Source organism: Actinoplanes sp. NPDC051405 (assembly GCF_055586185.1).
The window spans coordinates 164,357-179,685 of record NZ_JBVJIR010000003.1; the positions used below are offsets into that span (position 1 = coordinate 164,357).

Annotated in this window: 15 protein-coding genes; 7 read left to right on the forward strand and 8 right to left on the reverse strand. The window is 71.0% G+C overall.

Annotated features, from left to right (window positions below; all coding sequences use genetic code 11):
• The first annotated feature begins 244 nt into the window (after positions 1 to 244).
• The 5 genes from ACZ6S4_RS08545 to ACZ6S4_RS08565 are packed head-to-tail and all read left to right on the forward strand — an operon-like array spanning position 245 to position 5,901.
• Positions 245 to 1,315 carry a LacI family DNA-binding transcriptional regulator gene (locus ACZ6S4_RS08545; RefSeq protein WP_465474281.1) on the forward strand — a complete coding sequence of 357 codons (1,071 nt, stop codon included), beginning with the start codon at positions 245 to 247 and terminating at the stop codon, positions 1,313 to 1,315.
• Positions 1,308 to 2,906: an FAD-dependent oxidoreductase gene (locus ACZ6S4_RS08550; protein ID WP_465474282.1), complete on the forward strand. Its 1,599-nt coding sequence runs from the start codon at positions 1,308 to 1,310 to the stop codon at positions 2,904 to 2,906. The genes ACZ6S4_RS08545 and ACZ6S4_RS08550 overlap by 8 nt, the downstream gene beginning before the upstream one ends.
• Positions 2,907 to 2,922: 16 nt before the next feature.
• Positions 2,923 to 4,146 (forward strand): ABC transporter substrate-binding protein, encoded by a 1,224-nt coding sequence (locus ACZ6S4_RS08555; RefSeq protein ID WP_465474283.1) that lies wholly within the window; start codon positions 2,923 to 2,925, stop codon positions 4,144 to 4,146.
• Positions 4,143 to 5,081: a carbohydrate ABC transporter permease gene (locus tag ACZ6S4_RS08560; protein WP_465474284.1), complete on the forward strand. Its 939-nt coding sequence runs from the start codon at positions 4,143 to 4,145 to the stop codon at positions 5,079 to 5,081. The genes ACZ6S4_RS08555 and ACZ6S4_RS08560 overlap by 4 nt, the downstream gene beginning before the upstream one ends.
• Positions 5,071 to 5,901, forward strand: a complete 831-nt coding sequence (locus tag ACZ6S4_RS08565; RefSeq protein WP_465474285.1) for a carbohydrate ABC transporter permease — start codon at positions 5,071 to 5,073, stop codon at positions 5,899 to 5,901. The genes ACZ6S4_RS08560 and ACZ6S4_RS08565 overlap by 11 nt, the downstream gene beginning before the upstream one ends.
• Positions 5,902 to 5,904: 3 nt before the next feature.
• On the opposite strand, the gene ACZ6S4_RS08570 is transcribed toward ACZ6S4_RS08565, so the two are convergent.
• From ACZ6S4_RS08570 to ACZ6S4_RS08605, 8 genes are all read right to left on the reverse strand, one after another.
• A complete protein-coding gene (locus tag ACZ6S4_RS08570; protein WP_465474286.1) occupies positions 5,905 to 7,401 on the reverse strand; it encodes a hypothetical protein in 1,497 nt (498 codons plus the stop codon).
• A gap of 102 nt (positions 7,402 to 7,503) precedes the next feature.
• The gene (locus ACZ6S4_RS08575; RefSeq protein WP_360549498.1) at positions 7,504 to 7,716 is read right to left on the reverse strand and encodes a hypothetical protein; all 213 of its coding nucleotides are present in this window, start codon (positions 7,714 to 7,716) and stop codon (positions 7,504 to 7,506) included.
• Between the two features lie 166 nt (positions 7,717 to 7,882).
• A complete protein-coding gene (locus ACZ6S4_RS08580; RefSeq protein ID WP_465474287.1) occupies positions 7,883 to 8,791 on the reverse strand; it encodes a diacylglycerol/lipid kinase family protein in 909 nt (302 codons plus the stop codon).
• 488 nt (positions 8,792 to 9,279) lie between these two features.
• Positions 9,280 to 9,858 (reverse strand): GAF domain-containing protein, encoded by a 579-nt coding sequence (locus ACZ6S4_RS08585; RefSeq protein WP_465474288.1) that lies wholly within the window; start codon positions 9,856 to 9,858, stop codon positions 9,280 to 9,282.
• Positions 9,859 to 9,998: 140 nt separating this feature from the next.
• A complete protein-coding gene (locus ACZ6S4_RS08590) occupies positions 9,999 to 11,288 on the reverse strand; it encodes a hemolysin family protein (protein ID WP_465474289.1) in 1,290 nt (429 codons plus the stop codon).
• A gap of 92 nt (positions 11,289 to 11,380) precedes the next feature.
• Entirely contained in the window at positions 11,381 to 11,848 is a 468-nt protein-coding gene (locus ACZ6S4_RS08595) for a GNAT family N-acetyltransferase (RefSeq protein WP_465474290.1), read from the reverse strand.
• The gene (bioD, locus tag ACZ6S4_RS08600) at positions 11,848 to 12,555 is read right to left on the reverse strand and encodes a dethiobiotin synthase (RefSeq protein WP_465474650.1); all 708 of its coding nucleotides are present in this window, start codon (positions 12,553 to 12,555) and stop codon (positions 11,848 to 11,850) included. The genes ACZ6S4_RS08595 and bioD overlap by 1 nt, the downstream gene beginning before the upstream one ends.
• A gap of 341 nt (positions 12,556 to 12,896) precedes the next feature.
• Positions 12,897 to 14,033, reverse strand: a complete 1,137-nt coding sequence (locus ACZ6S4_RS08605) for an 8-amino-7-oxononanoate synthase (protein WP_465474651.1) — start codon at positions 14,031 to 14,033, stop codon at positions 12,897 to 12,899.
• Between the two features lie 97 nt (positions 14,034 to 14,130).
• Here ACZ6S4_RS08605 and bioB point away from each other — a divergent pair, with 97 nt between their 5' ends.
• The gene (gene bioB, locus ACZ6S4_RS08610) at positions 14,131 to 15,126 is read left to right on the forward strand and encodes a biotin synthase BioB (RefSeq protein WP_465474291.1); all 996 of its coding nucleotides are present in this window, start codon (positions 14,131 to 14,133) and stop codon (positions 15,124 to 15,126) included.
• A complete protein-coding gene (bsaP, locus tag ACZ6S4_RS08615) occupies positions 15,123 to 15,311 on the forward strand; it encodes a biotin synthase auxiliary protein BsaP (RefSeq protein WP_465474292.1) in 189 nt (62 codons plus the stop codon). Before bioB ends, bsaP begins: the two co-directional genes overlap by 4 nt.
• The last annotated feature ends 18 nt before the right edge of the window (positions 15,312 to 15,329 follow it).

Sequence of the window (15,329 nt, forward strand, 5' to 3'; positions counted from 1 at the left end):
ACCTCATGTCGTAGGTCCGTGCGTGGTGCTGACCGTCGCTCCCGCCGATTGCCGACTGATTGCATGGTGAGAACCCGCCGCCCTTGAGGGCGGCGGGTTCCTTTTTTGACGCCTTGCCTTAGGTAATAGGTATTAGCGTCTTGACCGGCGGGCTCGAATCGACTGACGATGTCACGCAGCCGCAACTAATGCGTATTACCTTCGTAACCGAGGGGAACAGATCGTGACTGTGACGCGGAGGCGCGTGACGCAGCAGGACATCGCCAGGATGACCGGGGTCAGCCAGGCCACCGTCTCGCTGGTGCTCAACGGGCGGGACGACGCCGACGTCCGGATCGCCCCCGAGACCCGGGAACGGGTGTTGCAGGCCATCCGCAGCACCGGCTATGTCGCCGACCCGATTGCCCGCCGCCTCGCCGCCCGGCACAACCGGATCCTCGGCGTCTTCACCTACGAGTCGGTCTTCCCGGCCGGGCTCGGCGACTTCTACCACCCGTTCCTGGCCGGGATAGAGGAGTGCGCGGAGCAGGTCGGCTGCGATCTGCTGCTGCTCACCAGCGCGCCGGTGATCGACGGCCGGCGCCGGATCTTCCACCAGGACAACCGGTTGCGGCTCGCCGACGGGTGCGTGCTGTTGGGCCGCTCGCTGGACCCTGCCGAGCTGGCCCGGCTGCTCGCCGAGGGGCAGCCCTTCGTCAGCGTCGGCCGCCGCGACGACGCCGGCGGCCCGGTGCCCTACGTCGGTGCTGACTATCCAGGGGCCACCGCGGCCCAGGTGCGCGCCGCTGTCGCGCTCGGGCACCGGCGGCTCGCCTACGTGGGTGAGGGCGCCGGTCCGGAGTCGCACGCCGACCGGTTGCGCGGCTTCAACGCCGCGGTGACCGAGACCGGGGTCGACGGACGGCACCTGACCATCGCCGGGTCGTCGCAGGCGGTCGCCCGGGCCGATGCGGACGGCCGGGGCCAGGCCGTCGCTGGGTCCTCGGCTGCGGCGGTGCTGGACGCGATCCTCGCCGACGGGCGTACCTGTGTGTTCGTCGAGGAGTTCGCCGACGGGGTGGTGCTCGCCCAGCTCGCCGCCGAGCGCGGTCTGCGGGTGCCCGAGGAGTTGTCGTTCGTGGCCCTCGGCGACCCGACCCGGCCGGCCGCGACCGACATCGACTTCACCGGCTACCGGATCCCGCGCCGGGAGATGGGCTGGCAGGCGGTGGAGGTGCTGGCCGCCATGCTGGAGGGGACCACCGCGGTGACCCAGCGGATCCTGCCCTGCGAACCGGTGGCCGGCGCGACCCTGGCGGCGGTGGCGCATGCGTGAACTGCGCGCGGACGTCGTCGTCATCGGCGGCGGACTCGGCGGGGTCGCGGCCGCGCTCGGTGCCCTGCGGGCCGGGCGGTCGGTGCTGCTGACCGAGGAGTACGAGTGGCTGGGCGGCCAGCTGACCAGCCAGGCAGTGCCGCCCGACGAGCACAGCTGGGTCGAGCAGTTCGGTGTGACGGCGAGCTACCGCGCGCTGCGTGACGGCATCCGGGAGTACTACCGGCGGCACTACCCGCTGACCGAGCGGGCGCGGCGTACCCCGGACCTCAATCCCGGCGCCGGGCACGTGAGCCGGCTGTGCCACGAGCCGCGGGTCGCCGTCGCGGTCATCGAGGCGATGCTGGCGCCGTACCGTGGGTCGGGTTTGCTCCGGGTCCTGATGGGTTTTGTGCCCATCGCGGCGGAGACCGACGGTGATCGGGTCACCGCGGTCACGGTCCGCGGGCCGGGCGAGGAGCTGGTGCTGAGCGGTCCGTACATTCTGGACGCGACCGAGACCGGTGAGCTGCTGCCGCTGACCGGCACCGAGTACGTCACCGGGTTCGAGTCGCAGGCCGAGACCGGGGAGCCGAACGCGCCCGACGTCGCCGACCCGGGCAACATGCAGGCGTTCTCGGTCTGCTTCGCGATCGACCACGTGGACGGCGACCACACCATCGACCGGCCCGCGGCGTACGACTTCTGGCGCGACTACCAGCCGCCGTTCTGGGGCGCGAAGATGCTCTCCTGGCAGACGCCGAACCCGCGCACGCTGGCCACCTCCACCCGGTCGTTCACCCCGAACCCGGACGACGACCCGTGGCTGGTCCAGGCCGACCAGCGGGTCAACCCCGGTGACGGCAACCTGTGGACGTTCCGGCGCATCGCGGCCCGGCGCACGTTCACCGACGGTTCCTACCCCAGCGACATCTGCCTGGTGAACTGGCCGATGATCGACTACTTCGAGGCGCCGATCATCGACGTGCCGGATGCCGCCCACCACGTGCGGCGGGCCCGGGAGCTGTCCTACAGCGTCCTCTACTGGCTGCAGACCGAGGCGCCGCGCCCGGACGGCGGCACCGGCTGGCCCGGGCTGCGGTTGCGCGGCGACGTCACCGGCAGCGCCGACGGGCTGGCCCAGGCGCCGTACATCCGTGAGTCCCGGCGCATCCGTGCCGAATACACGATCGTCGAGCAGGACCTGTCGCTGGCCGTACGCGGCGACAAGGGTGCGGTCTCGCACGCCGACTCGATCGGCGTCGGCATGTACCGCATCGACCTGCACCCGTCCACCGGTGGCGACACCTACATCGACGTCGGCTCCTGCCCCTTCGAGATCCCGCTCGGCGCACTCATCCCGCGGCGGGTGGAGAACCTGCTGCCCGCCGGCAAGAACATCGGCACCACCCACATCACCAACGGATCCCACCGCCTGCACCCCGTCGAGTGGAACGTCGGCGAGGTCGCCGGCATCCTCGCCGACTTCTGCCTGACCCGCGCGGTCACCCCGCGCGCGGTCCGCAACACCCCGGCCCTGCTGGCCGACTTTCGCCAACGCCTGACCGCCGACGGCGTCGAGCTGCGCTGGCCCGACATCAGCGGTTACTGAGGAAGGACCCCCACCGATGAAAGCAAGGGCACTCATAGCGGCAACGGTTCTGCTCGGCGGACTCGCGGCGTGTGGCAGCGACTCCACCTCCGACGGACCGCTCACCCTGCGGATGACCACCTGGTCCGCCAACGAGGCACACGTCAAGCTCTTCACCGAGATCGCCGCGGAATACAAGACCACCAATCCCGACGTCACCGTCCAGTTCGACGCGCTGCCGTTCGAGAACTACACGACCACGCTGACCACGCAGATCGCCGGCGGCAACGCACCCGACCTGGCCTGGATCCTGGAGGGGTCGGCGCCGGACTTCGTCTCCTCGGGCGCGCTCGCGCCGCTGGACGGAAAGGTCGAGAAGGAGTCCGACCTGGCCCCGGCGGCCACCAAGCTGTGGCAGGCGGACGGCAAGCTTGCCGCGTACCCGTTCTCGACCTCGCCGTTCGGGGTCTTCGTCAACACCGACCTGGTCAAGGACCTGCCCACCGGGGACAAGTGGACGTGGGAGAACGCGATGGCGGCCGCCGCCGGCGCGGCGAAGGCCAGCGGCAAGCAGGGACTCGTCGTCCGGGACTTCGACTACAAGGCCTGGGACAACCTGGCCAGCATCTTCCACGGCTGGGGCGCCGAGGCGTGGAGCGCCGACGGCAGGACCTGCGGCTTCAACCAGCAGCCGATGGTCGACGCGATGACCTTCATCCACAAGGCGATCTTCACCGACAAGGCCATGCCCGGCCCCGGCGTCGCCGCCGACTTCTTCGCCGGTGAGTCGGCGATGACGATCACCCAGATCTCCCGGGCCTCCCTGCTCAAGGAGGCGAAGTTCAAGTGGACCCTGGTGCCGCTGCCGGCCGGCCCCAAGGGTGAGTACGCGGTCATCGGCCAGGGCGGGCTCGGCGTGCTGAAGAAGGGCAAGAAGGCCGAAGCGGCCGCCGACTTCCTGGCGTTCTTCACCAACGAGGCCAACTCGGCCAAGCTCGCCCAGTTCTTCCCGCCGCCGCGCCGCTCGCAGCTCACCGCGGCCACCCTGGCCAAGTCCAACCCGCTGCTCAAGCCCGAACAGCTCCAGGAGGTCGTCATCGACGGCATCTCCACCGGCGTGGTCAAGCCCAGCCACCGCGACAGCGCCGAGATCGGCCAGGCGGTCCGCTCCGCGCTGGACCCGCTGTGGAAGACCGACGCCCAGGTCAAGCCGGTGCTGGACGGGGTCTGCGCGGCGATCCAGCCCCTCCTGGCGAAATGAGCACCCTCACCGCGGTGCGGTCCTCGGCCGAGGAGACCCGGCCGAGGCCCGCGTACTGGACGACCCGGCGGCGTGACCGGCTCACCGCCTACCTGTTCATCGCGCCGCAACTGCTCGGCACGGTCGTCTTCGTGCTCGTCCCGCTGGTGCTGGTCGGCTGGTACAGCCTGCACGAGTGGAACGTGCTGGCCGACACCTTCGACTTCGTCGGCACGGACAACTACCAGCGGCTGCTCGACGACCCGAGGCTGCCGTCGGTGCTGCGGGCCACGCTGCTCTTCTCGGCCGGCCTGGTGCTGCTCAACCTCGCGCTGGCGTTGCTGCTCGCCGTCCTGCTGAACCAGAAACTGCGCGGCACCACCGTCTTCCGGGTCCTGTTCTTCTCTCCGGTGGTGGTGTCGCTGGTGGCCTGGACCATCGTGTGGCACTTCATGCTCCAGTCCAACGGCGGCATCAACGGGCTGCTCGACACCATCGGCGTGCAGGGCCCGAACTGGCTGCGTTCCGGCGGCACGGCGATGGCGGCGGTGATCGTGGTGCAGGTCTTCAAGAACGTCGGGCTCAACATGGTGCTGTTCCTGGCCGCGCTGCAGGGTGTGCCACAGGACCTCTACGAGGCTGCCCGGGTCGACGGGGCCAGCCGGTGGACGGCGTTCCGGCGGATCACCCTGCCGCTGATCAGCCCGACCATCCTGCTCACCTCGATCATCACGGTGGTCGGCTCGTTGCAGGTCTTCGCCCAGATCGCCGTGCTCACCCAGGGCGGGCCGGGCACGTCCACCACGGTGCTCGTCTACTACCTGTACCAGCAGGCGTTCCAGTTCCACACCTTCGGTTACGGCGCGACGCTGTCGGTGCTGCTCTTCGGAATCGTCCTGCTGCTCACCGTCGTGCAGTGGCACCTGCGCAAGAGGTGGGTCTTCCATGAGCAATAGGGCCAAGGTCGCGCTGTACGCCGTCCTGCTGGTGCTCTGCGTCCCGTTCGTCTTCCCGACCTGGTGGATGGTCACCTCGTCGCTGAAGCCGAACGCGGAGATCTTCGCCTTCCCGCCGCGGCTGTGGCCCGACGACCCTTCCCTCAAGGCGTGGGGCGACGTGTTCACCATGCAGCCGTTCGCCCAGCAGTACTGGAACAGCGCGTACATCGCGGTGGTGGTCACGGTGGGCACATTGGTGGTGGCCTCGATGGCCGGCTACGCGTTCGCCCGGATCCGCTTCCCCGGCCAGAACGCCCTGTTCCTGGTGGTGCTGACCGGCCTGCTCATCCCCAGCGAGGTGACGATCGTCCCGCTGTTCCGGATGTTCAACGGGCTCGGGATGATCGACACCCACTGGCCACTGATCCTCGTACCGATCTTCGGTGCGCCGTGCGTGCTGGCGACCTTCATCATGCGGCAGTTCTTCATCACGCTGCCGGCTGAGCTGGAGGAGGCGGCGCGGATGGACGGCCTGGGCCGACCGGCGATCTTCCGCCGCATCGCGCTGCCGCTGGCCAAACCGGCCCTGGGCGCGGTCGCCATCTTCACGTTCCTGCACAGCTGGAACCTGTACCTGGAGCCGATCGTGTACCTCTCCAGCAAGCAGAAGTTCACCCTGCCGCAGGCGCTGACCCAGTTCACCGACGTCTACCAGGGACCACTGTGGAACGTACAGCTGTCGGCGGCCTCGATGACGGCGATCCCGGTGCTGATCGTCTTCGTGATCGCCCAGCGCCAGTTCATCGAGGGACTCGCCCACACGGGCCTCAAGGGCTGAGCCTCAGTCGTCGTACCAGGAACCGGCGGCGGCCCGGACCGTCCAGTCGCCGCCGGGCAGCGGGATGGTCAGGGTCACGTCGTCGGCGGTGACGTCCAAGGCCGGCCGGCCGGTGAGAGTCAGACCGTCCGGGGTGACGGTCAGGGGAGCGCAGCCCAGCGGTTCGCTCAGCACGATCACGACGATCGTGTCCCGGTCACCGCGCCGGGCGTCCAGGTGAATGACGGTTTCGCCGGCGGCGACATCCACGAGACGCAGCCGGCCGCCGGTGAAGTCCAGCTCGGCCGGCAACCGCCCGGCGGTGCCGACCGTGATCCGGCTCGGAGCCGGTGGTACGGCGGCGCCGGGCAGCTCGGGCACCTCGAGCGGCAGATGCCGGCCGACCATCCGCAGCAGGGCCCGGGCCTGGCTGTCCTCGATCTCCAGCATCGTACGGATCCGGCGTGCCGCCCAGCGGGCCCGCAGCGCCGTGGGGGTCACGCGGAAGAGCTGGGCGTTCAGCCCGCCGCAGAGGGTGCCCGCCGCGGCCAGCTCCCAGCGCCGCAGCAGGCCGGCGTAGCGCATCCGGCGCAACTGCCACATGATCGTGAGCTGCAGGATGCCCAGCACGTCGGCACCGCGCGCGGCGAGCTCGGGCAGCTCGGGCGCGTTCTCGGGGACGCCTTCCAGTGAGGCTTGAGCTGCCGCGGACTCGGACCAGTACGGGTCGTCCGGATACCAGCGGAAATCCCGGCCCGCGAATCCCAGTGCCGTGCCTGAGGCGGAAACGTCCAGACTGACCTCTTCCGACGTGGTCACGACGGTTGGCTGCCCCTCCAGCCGCGCCGAGCCGTGCGGGAAGACCCCGGACGTCAGCTCGCCGACGTGGAAGTACAGGGCCGGCGGGACCGGGCTGTCCGCGGGATGTCGCCCGCTGTCCGCGGACAGCGTGGGCCGACCGGCAGGCCGGTCTCCGTAGCCGGGCGGGACCGACCCGTCCGCGGGATACCGCCGGCTGGCTGCGGTGAGCTTGAAGGCCCCGCTGATCCGCTGCGGATCGCCGCCGCGCACGTCGATCCGGGCACCGGCGAGAGTGCCGCCGGTCAGGTCGTAGTCCGCGCGGATCAGCTCGGCGGCCTCGGCGGTCAACGGCTGCGGCACCGGGATGAGCCGGCCGTCCTGACTCCGGGACGGCCGATGGTCCCGCTCGGGACCGAGCAACGCGACCGGATCGTGCCCGAGACCGTCGAGATGATCGGCCATCCACCGCCGGTGCTCATCGCCGGCCGCGAACCCGAGCCGGCGCCACACAGCCCGCGCCGCGGACCGCCGGGTCCACGGAGGAGCGGTCCCCGCGGCCACGGCAGGCAGCAGATGGTTGTCCCACAGGTCGAACTGACCGATGAGGAACTCCCGATCGAGCGACCGGGGACGCGCGGCCGCCGCGGCCACGTCGGCGTACGTGCGATCCAGCAGCAAGCCTAGGGCGCCGGCCTCGTCAGCCCGCCCGGTCCACATCATGGAGGCACTCTGCCAGGTCCGGCAGCACCGGGCCACAGATCCGCATACCCGACATGCCCCGGGTTTTCCCCACCGGCTCCACCGGCTTCTGCCGGCGCGACCTCAATGGCCGGCGTCGTAGGCCGCGGCGGCGAACGTCAGGATCAGGAAGAGTGCGCCGAAGACCAGTGGCCGGGTGTGTCCCCAGGCGATCTTGCGCTTGGCCGGCAGGTCGCGCTTGACCGAGCGGACGTCACGCCAGGCGGCGTGGGCCCGGCCGATGCGGTAGCCGATGATGATGACGGTGGCGGCGGTCATGACCGTTGCGACGCTCACTGCGGAACTCTGGTGGTAAGGCATTGCCGTCCCCCTGGAGATGCGTAGCGGTGCCCGACGCCACTCAGTGTGGGGTCGCGGCACCGCACGGACCAGAGGATTAATCGGTCTTAAGAGCGATGAATCCGAATTAACGGTATGGAGGGCGACATAGGTCTTCTGTCGCCTATCCGATCCGCTGTTCCGGGACGCAGACCTTGACGGCGGCCGGGGCGACCTGCACGCGGATCTTCTTGACCGCTTCCCGGGCGCCACCGTCCAGCTCGTACATCAGCGGCTTCTTGAGCTTGACGTCGATGCGCCGGGCCCGGGTCATGTGCACGAACGGCGAGTCCTCGGAACGGCCCACGGCCATCCGGCCCATCGTGCGCGCCCACTGCGTCACGCCGCGGGCCGTCGCGACGCCGACGTCCAGCCAGCCGTCGTCCGGCTTCGCGTCGTCGAAGGCCTTGATGCCGCCGGTCACCGTGCTGACGTTGCCGACAAGTACGCAGCTGGCGTCGTCGGCGAACCACGGAGTGCCGTCCACCTTGATCGTCGCCTTGGGAGCCTCGGCGTTGAGGTGGCGCAGGCCGGTGTAGACGTACGAGAGCTTGCCCAGCCGGTCCTTCAGCTTGCCGTCCGCGTCCTGGATCATGGCGCCGTCGAAGCCGATGCCGGCCATCACCGCGAAGTGCTCGCCGTTGAGCACGCCCAGGTCCAGCTTGTGCCGCCGGCCGTGGAAGGCGATCCGGACCGCCTCGGCCAGGTCGTGCGGCACACCGAGGTTGGTCGCCAGCAGGTTCGCCGTGCCGGCCGGGATGATGCCGACCGGGACCTCGGCGCCACCCTTGGTGCGGGCGACGGTGTCCAGGCTGCGCTGCACCATGCCGTCCCCGCCCCACACCAGCAGCAGGTCCGGTTCCCGGGCGAGGGCCTTGCGGACCTGCTTGGGCGCCTTGCGGCTCTTGGGCACCTCGTGCCAGTCGAGCTCGTCGACACCCTCGTCGGTGATGAGCCGGCGCAGCTCGTCGAGCCCGCCGCCGAGAGTCTTGCGCCGGTGGGCGACCACGGCGACTTTCCGGGGATTCCGCATGGCACCGGCGTTTACCCGATGCCACACATTCCTACGCCCATGGCGGTGGGCGCGGCTCCGGACCGGCCCTCAGCTTCCGCGGATCATCTGGATCACGTGGTGGACGATGGCCACCACCGATGCCAGCACTGATCCGATGGCGGAGAGCAGACGAAGAACGGACCCGGGTCGGGTCCGCTTCGTCGCGATCATTGTGCGGGTGACGCCTCGGCGATGGGGCGTCAGGCGTTGCGCCTCGCGGCGCGCGAGCCGGTGCTCGACGCTGCGGGGCCGGGGTCGATTCCGTCGTGCCATCGGGCCGCTCCCTCCCGAACGAGCGGCACGACGATGCCCTTTTTAGCTACGTCTGGCCGCTATATCACCAGGATGAGGCATGGCGGGCGGCAGCACAAGACATATGGATGATAGCTAATTCGCAACCTGCTACCTGGCACCTCAAGAGGGAGGGGCGGCCGCGGTGGCCGCCCCTGCTCCCACGCCGCGGATCCTCAGTGCACGCTCTCGCGCATGCGCTGCTCGGCGGCCGCGCTGCGGATCACCATGAGCCGCAGCTCCAGCTCGTCCGACACCATCGACGCCAGGTGCTCCAGGGCGGTCAGCTGCCGCTTCGTCACCTCACGGGGTCGGTTGTCGATCACGTTGACGGTGCCCAGCCGGTAGCCGTCGTGGGTGCGGATCGGGGCCGCGGCGTAGAAGCGCAGGCCCAGCTCGCCGCGCACCAGCGGGTGCTCGAGCGTGCGCGGGTCGACCGCGGCGTTGTTGATCACGTAGACGTCGTCCTGGGCGATGACCGAGGCGCACAGGCCCGGCTCCTTGCCGACCTCGCGGACGCCGGTCAGGCCCTGGCAGGCGGCCAGCCAGACCCGGTCCTGCTCCACCAGGGACACCGTCGCGATGGGGGCGTCGAAGATGGCGCCGGCCACGAAGGCGATCCGGTCGTACGCGTCCTCGACCGGCTGATCCACCAGCCGGTAGCGGCGCACCGCCTCGAGCCGGCGCTGCTCCTCGGGGTCGACGCTGTCCAGGTATTCATAGGCGTTGCCCGATACGGGGCTGCTGTTCGTCATGGGACCCACCTCACGCAATGATCGCTCGCGGTCACTGAGAGCCTAGTGAAACCAGGCAGGTCATTCGCAATGGGCGCACCCGCCAAAATGGCCACGATGATCGCGGCGAGCGCGAATGTCGCACAAATTGTCAGGCGCGGTCAGTCCTCGTCGTCCTCTTCGGTACGAGGCAGCGCACGCAGCCGGACCCGGGTGATCGCCCGGCCGGTCACCTCGACCACCTCGGCGGTGAACTGCGGCAGGGTCACCACCTCACCCGGCTCGGTCGGGATGTGCCCGAGCACCGCGAGCACCATGCCGGCGACGGTCGTGTAGTCACCCTCGTCGTTGCCCGAGTTGTCGAAGCCGATGTCGGGCAGGTCGTGGATCGGGAACGACCCCGGCATCAGCAGTGCGCCGTCGGCCTCCTTGACCACCGACTGCACGTCCCGGTCGGTCTCGTCGTAGATCTCCCCGACGATCTCCTCGACCAGGTCCTCCATGGTGATGATGCCGTCGATGGCGCCGCGCTCGTCGACCACGAGGGCGATCTGCTGACGCTCCGAACGCATCTGGCGCAGCGCGTCGGAGACCCGCAGTGTCTCCGGCAGGAACAGCCCCGGCCGGGCCACCGCGTCGACCGGCCCCTGCGCGCCCACCAGGTCCCGCAGGTGCACGACGCCGAAGACGTCGTCCAGCCCGGCCGGCCCGACCACCGGCGCGCGGGAGTGCCCGCCGGCGATGAGCTGGCTCAACGCCTCCGGGGCGGCCAGCCCGGTCGCGAGGGTCAGCACGTCGCGGCGCGGCACCAGGATCTCCCGTAGGATCCGGTCGGCGATCTCGAACGCACCGCTGATGATGGTCCGCTGCTCGATCGAGAAGTCCTGCTGCGCCGCGACCATGTCGCGGATCTCCTCGGTGCTGACCTCCTCGCGCTGCGCCGACGGGTCACCACCGGCCAGCCGGACCAGCAGGTTCGTCGCGACGCTGAGCAGCCAGACCGCGGGCCGGGAGATCGTCGACAGGATGTCCAGCGGGCGCGCCACCAGCAGCGCCCAGCCCTCGGTGCGCTGCATCGCGATCCGCTTCGGCGCCAGCTCACCGATCACCAGCGTGACGAAGGTCAGCACGATGGTGACGATCACGATGGCGGCCGGCTCGGCGGCCGAACCGAGGAAACCGAGCGGCTCGACGAGCGGCCGGGACAACGAGACCGCGGCGGCCGCCGAGGCCAGGAAGCCGGCCAGCGTGATGCCGATCTGAATGGTGGCCAGGAACCTGTTCGGATCCCGGGTCAGCCGGCCCAGCACGCGGCCGCGCCGGGAGGCCCGTTCCAGCTTGTGCACCTGGCTGTCACGCAACGACACCAGAGCCATCTCGCTACCGGAGAAGGCCGCGTTGACCAGCACCAGCACCAGCACGAGCAAGACCTGCCCGCCTATGCCATCCACGACAGTTTCAGCCCTTCAGGCGTTCGGATCACGAGCCCCACAGGCTATAGACACTCGGTTACCGCCGCGCGGCGGCAGGCAGGAAAAACAGTTCAAACCCGCTTTTCCAGGTACGTGATCCCGACCGGCGCCGCCCCCGGCCCCCAGCCGGACTCGACGTACCCGAGGCCGCGGTACAGCCGTAGGTTGGCCGCACTGGTGGCGCCGGTGAACAGCTCGAAGCGGTCGACCCGGCCGGCCAGCGCCTCCTCGACGGCAGTGGTCAGGCGTCGCCCGAGCCCCTGTCCCTGCAGGTCGGGAGCCACGGAGAGACGGCCGATGTGCCCGGTGCGGTCGGTCACCCTGGCCCGTACCGACCCGACCAGCCGGTGCCCCAGCCGGGCCACGAGCACCACCGTGTCCGGGTCGGCGAGCACGGCCCGCACCTCGTCCAGGGTCTCGGTCAGCGGTGGCAGCGTGAACGAGTTGTTCAGCGCCCCCTCGGCCAGGAAAGCGGCCCGCTGCACGGTGAGCACCTCACCGGCGTCGGCCGGATCGGCCGCCGCGATGGTGATCTCCATCAGCTGACCTCGTCGGCCCAGACACGCCAGTCGTCCAGCACGCCGAACAGCGCGGGCGTCAACCAGCCCGGTGCGGACCGCTGGAAGACACCCGGCTCCATCCCCCCGGCGCCGTCCGGCAACGCGCCGACCAGGTGCGGAACCAGCTCGGTCAGGTTGGCCCAGTGCACCAGCTCCGGCTCGGCGGGCCACGCACCCAGCACCACCTTGGCCGGCACCCCCCGGCGATCCAGCGCCTCCAACGTCAGAGCGGTGTGGTTGAGCGTGCCCAGCCCGGCCCGGGACACCACGATCGTCCGGCCCCCGAGCGTGGTGGCGAGATCGGCGACGGTCCAGGCCTCACCCGAAGGACGGACGCCCATCGGCACCAGCAGACCGCCGGCGCCCTCGACGAGCACCAGGTCGTGCTTGTCGGCCTCGGCCCGGATCGCGTCCACGACCTCGTAGAGCTCCAGCGGCTCCATCCCGGCGACCTTCGCGGCGGCCAGCGGGGCCAGCGGCTCGGGATAGGACGCCAGGGTGCGCGCGGTGTGCGGATGCGCGAGCCGGGTGATCAGGTCGATGTCGGTGGGGCCGCCGTCGGCGGTGCCGGTCTGCCCGGGCTTGACCACGGCGACGCGCAGGCCGGCGGCCTGGGCGGCGGCCGCGATGGCCGAGGTGACGATGGTCTTGCCGACGTCGGTGTCCGTGCCGGTGACCAGGACGATGCCACGCCACTCGCCGGCCTCGGCGGGGCGGGCGGCGGAGCGGGTGGCCGGCTCGGGCTCGGCGGCGACGGTGGCCTGGATGGTCTCGGGGGAGAGATCGGCGTCGTCGGGGGAGGCGGGGCCTACGCCGGGTGAGACCGGCACCGGCATGGCCGGGCCGTCCGGTTGGGGGTCGGGTTGCGGATCGCCTGGTTGATGGCCCGGCTGAGGAGTGCCCGGCCGGGGGTCGCCCGGCTGGTGCCCCGGCGGCGGGGTGCCGGGGAAGCCGGGGTCCGGGACCGCCGGGGAGACCGGGCGGGGGTCTTCCTCCGGGGAGCGGGGCGGGGCTGTCTGGTCCCACGTCACGGTGCGCACTCCACGATCACGTCCAGGGCTCGCGCGAAGTCCGCTTCCGTGACGCCGGCGTTCAGGGTCAGGCGCAGCCGGGACGAGCCGTCCGGCGTCGACGGCGGTCGGAAGCAGCCCACGGCGATGCCCCGGTCGGCGCAGTCCGCTGCCCAGGCCACCGCCGCTTCCGGGCCCGGCGCGGGCACCGACAGCACCCCCGCCGCCGGCCGCGACACCTCGAACCCGGCCGCGCCGAGCCGCCGTGCGGTCAGCTCACCCCGCGCGGCGAGCACCGCCCGTCGGTCGTCCGCAGCCCGGGCCACCCGCAGCGCCGCGTGCACACCGGCCACCACGGCCGGCGGCGGCGCGGTGTCGTAGATGAACGTGCGCCCCGTGTCGATCAGGTGCCGGATCAGTGCCGCCGGACCCGCGACCACGCCACCCGCTCCGCCCAGGGACTTCGACAGAGTCGCCGTCACGACGACGTCCGGCCGGCCCGCCAGGCCTGCCGCCGCGACACCGCCCCCGCCCTCGGCGCCGAGCACACCCACCGCGTGGGCGTCGTCGACCAGCAGCAGCGCGTCGTGCGCGGAGGTCACCGCGTGCAGCTCGGCCAGTGGCGCGAGGTCGCCGTCCACGGAGAAGACCGACTCGGTGACGAACACGGCGGGCCGGCCGGGGTGGGCGTCGAGGATCGCCGCGAGGGCGGCCGGGTCGGCGTGCGGGGCGACGACCACCTCGGCGCCCGAGCTCTTGCAGCCGTCGATCAGCGACGCGTGGTTGTAGCGGTCCGAGACGAGCAGGGTCTGCGGGCCGGCCAGCGCGCGGACCGCACCCAGATTGGCCAGGTAGCCCGAGGAGTAGACCAGTGCCTGCTCGGCGCCGAGCCAGTCGGCCAGGTCGGTCTCCAGCGCGGCGTGGGCCCGGGTGGAGCCGCGGACCAGACGCGAACCGGTGGCGCCCAGGCCGTACTCCTGCAGAGCCCGGACCGACGCCGCGATCACCTCGGGGTGCACGGCCAGGCCGAGGTAGTCGTTGCCGGCCAGGTCGACGACCCGGTCGTCGGCCGGGCGCGGCCGCAAGGTCCTGGTCAGCCCGGCCTTGGCCCGCGTGCGGGCCTGGCGCTCGAGCGCCTCCTGCCAGCCCGCCAAAGCACCCTCGCCCTCATCGCCGGAACCCCGTCCGCCGGGCAAACTATCACCCGGCTCCGACATCCCGGCCGGGCGGAACGCCTTGTAGGGTACGGGCATGCCAGAGATCCTCGACCGGGCCCGGGCCCAGGTTCTTGCCGATGGTGCCGGGCTCGACGAGGCGGGGATCCTCGAGGTGTTGCGGCTGCCCGACCAGGATCTGCCGGAGCTGCTCCAGGTGGCGCACGACGTCCGGATGAAGTGGTGCGGCCCGGAGGTCGAGGTCGAGGGCATCGTGTCGCTCAAGACCGGCGGATGTCCCGAGGACTGCCACTTCTGCTCACAGTCCGGCCTGTTCACCTCGCCGGTGCGCGCGGTCTGGCTCGACATCCCCTCGCTGGTCGAGGCGGCCAAGCAGACCGCGGCGACCGGGGCGACGGAGTTCTGCATCGTGGCCGCCGTGCGCGGGCCCGACCAGCGGCTCATGGCCCAGATGCGCGAGGGCGTCAAGGCGATCAAGGAGGCCGTCGACATCCAGGTCGCGGCCAGCCTGGGCATGCTCACCCAGGAGCAGGTCGACGAGCTCGTCGACATGGGCGTGCACCGCTACAACCACAATCTCGAGACCTGCCGGTCCTACTTCCCGAACGTGGTGACCACCCACTCGTGGGAGGAGCGCTGGGGCACGCTCAAGATGGTGCGCGACTCCGGCATGGAGGTCTGCTGCGGCGGCATCCTCGGCCTGGGCGAGACCGTCGAGCAGCGGGCCGAGTTCGCCGCGCAGCTCGCCGAGCTGGACCCGCACGAGGTCCCGCTGAATTTCCTCAACCCGCGCCCGGGCACCCCGCTGGGCGACCGCCCGGTGGTGGAGGGCAAGGACGCGCTGCGCGCGATCGCCGCCTTCCGGCTGGCGATGCCCAGGACCATCCTGCGGTACGCGGGCGGCCGCGAGATCACCCTGGGCGACCTCGGCACCCGCGACGGCCTGCTCGGTGGCATCAACGCGGTGATCGTCGGCAACTATCTGACGACGCTCGGCCGCCCGGCCACCTCCGACCTGGAGCTGCTGCAGGAGCTGAAGATGCCGGTCAAGGCGCTCTCGGCGACGCTGTGACGGTCCTGGTGTATTGCGACCGGTGCGGCCAGACAGCCGCGGAGGGTGACCACTCGGCGTGCGTGGCGGCCCGTGAGCTGGAGCCGCCCCGTTTCTGCCCGGACTGCCGGCGCCGGATGAAGGTGCAGGTCGTGCCGACCGGGTGGACCGCAACGTGCGTCGAGCACGGGGTGCGCCGCTCCTAGGGTGACCCATCGGCGACG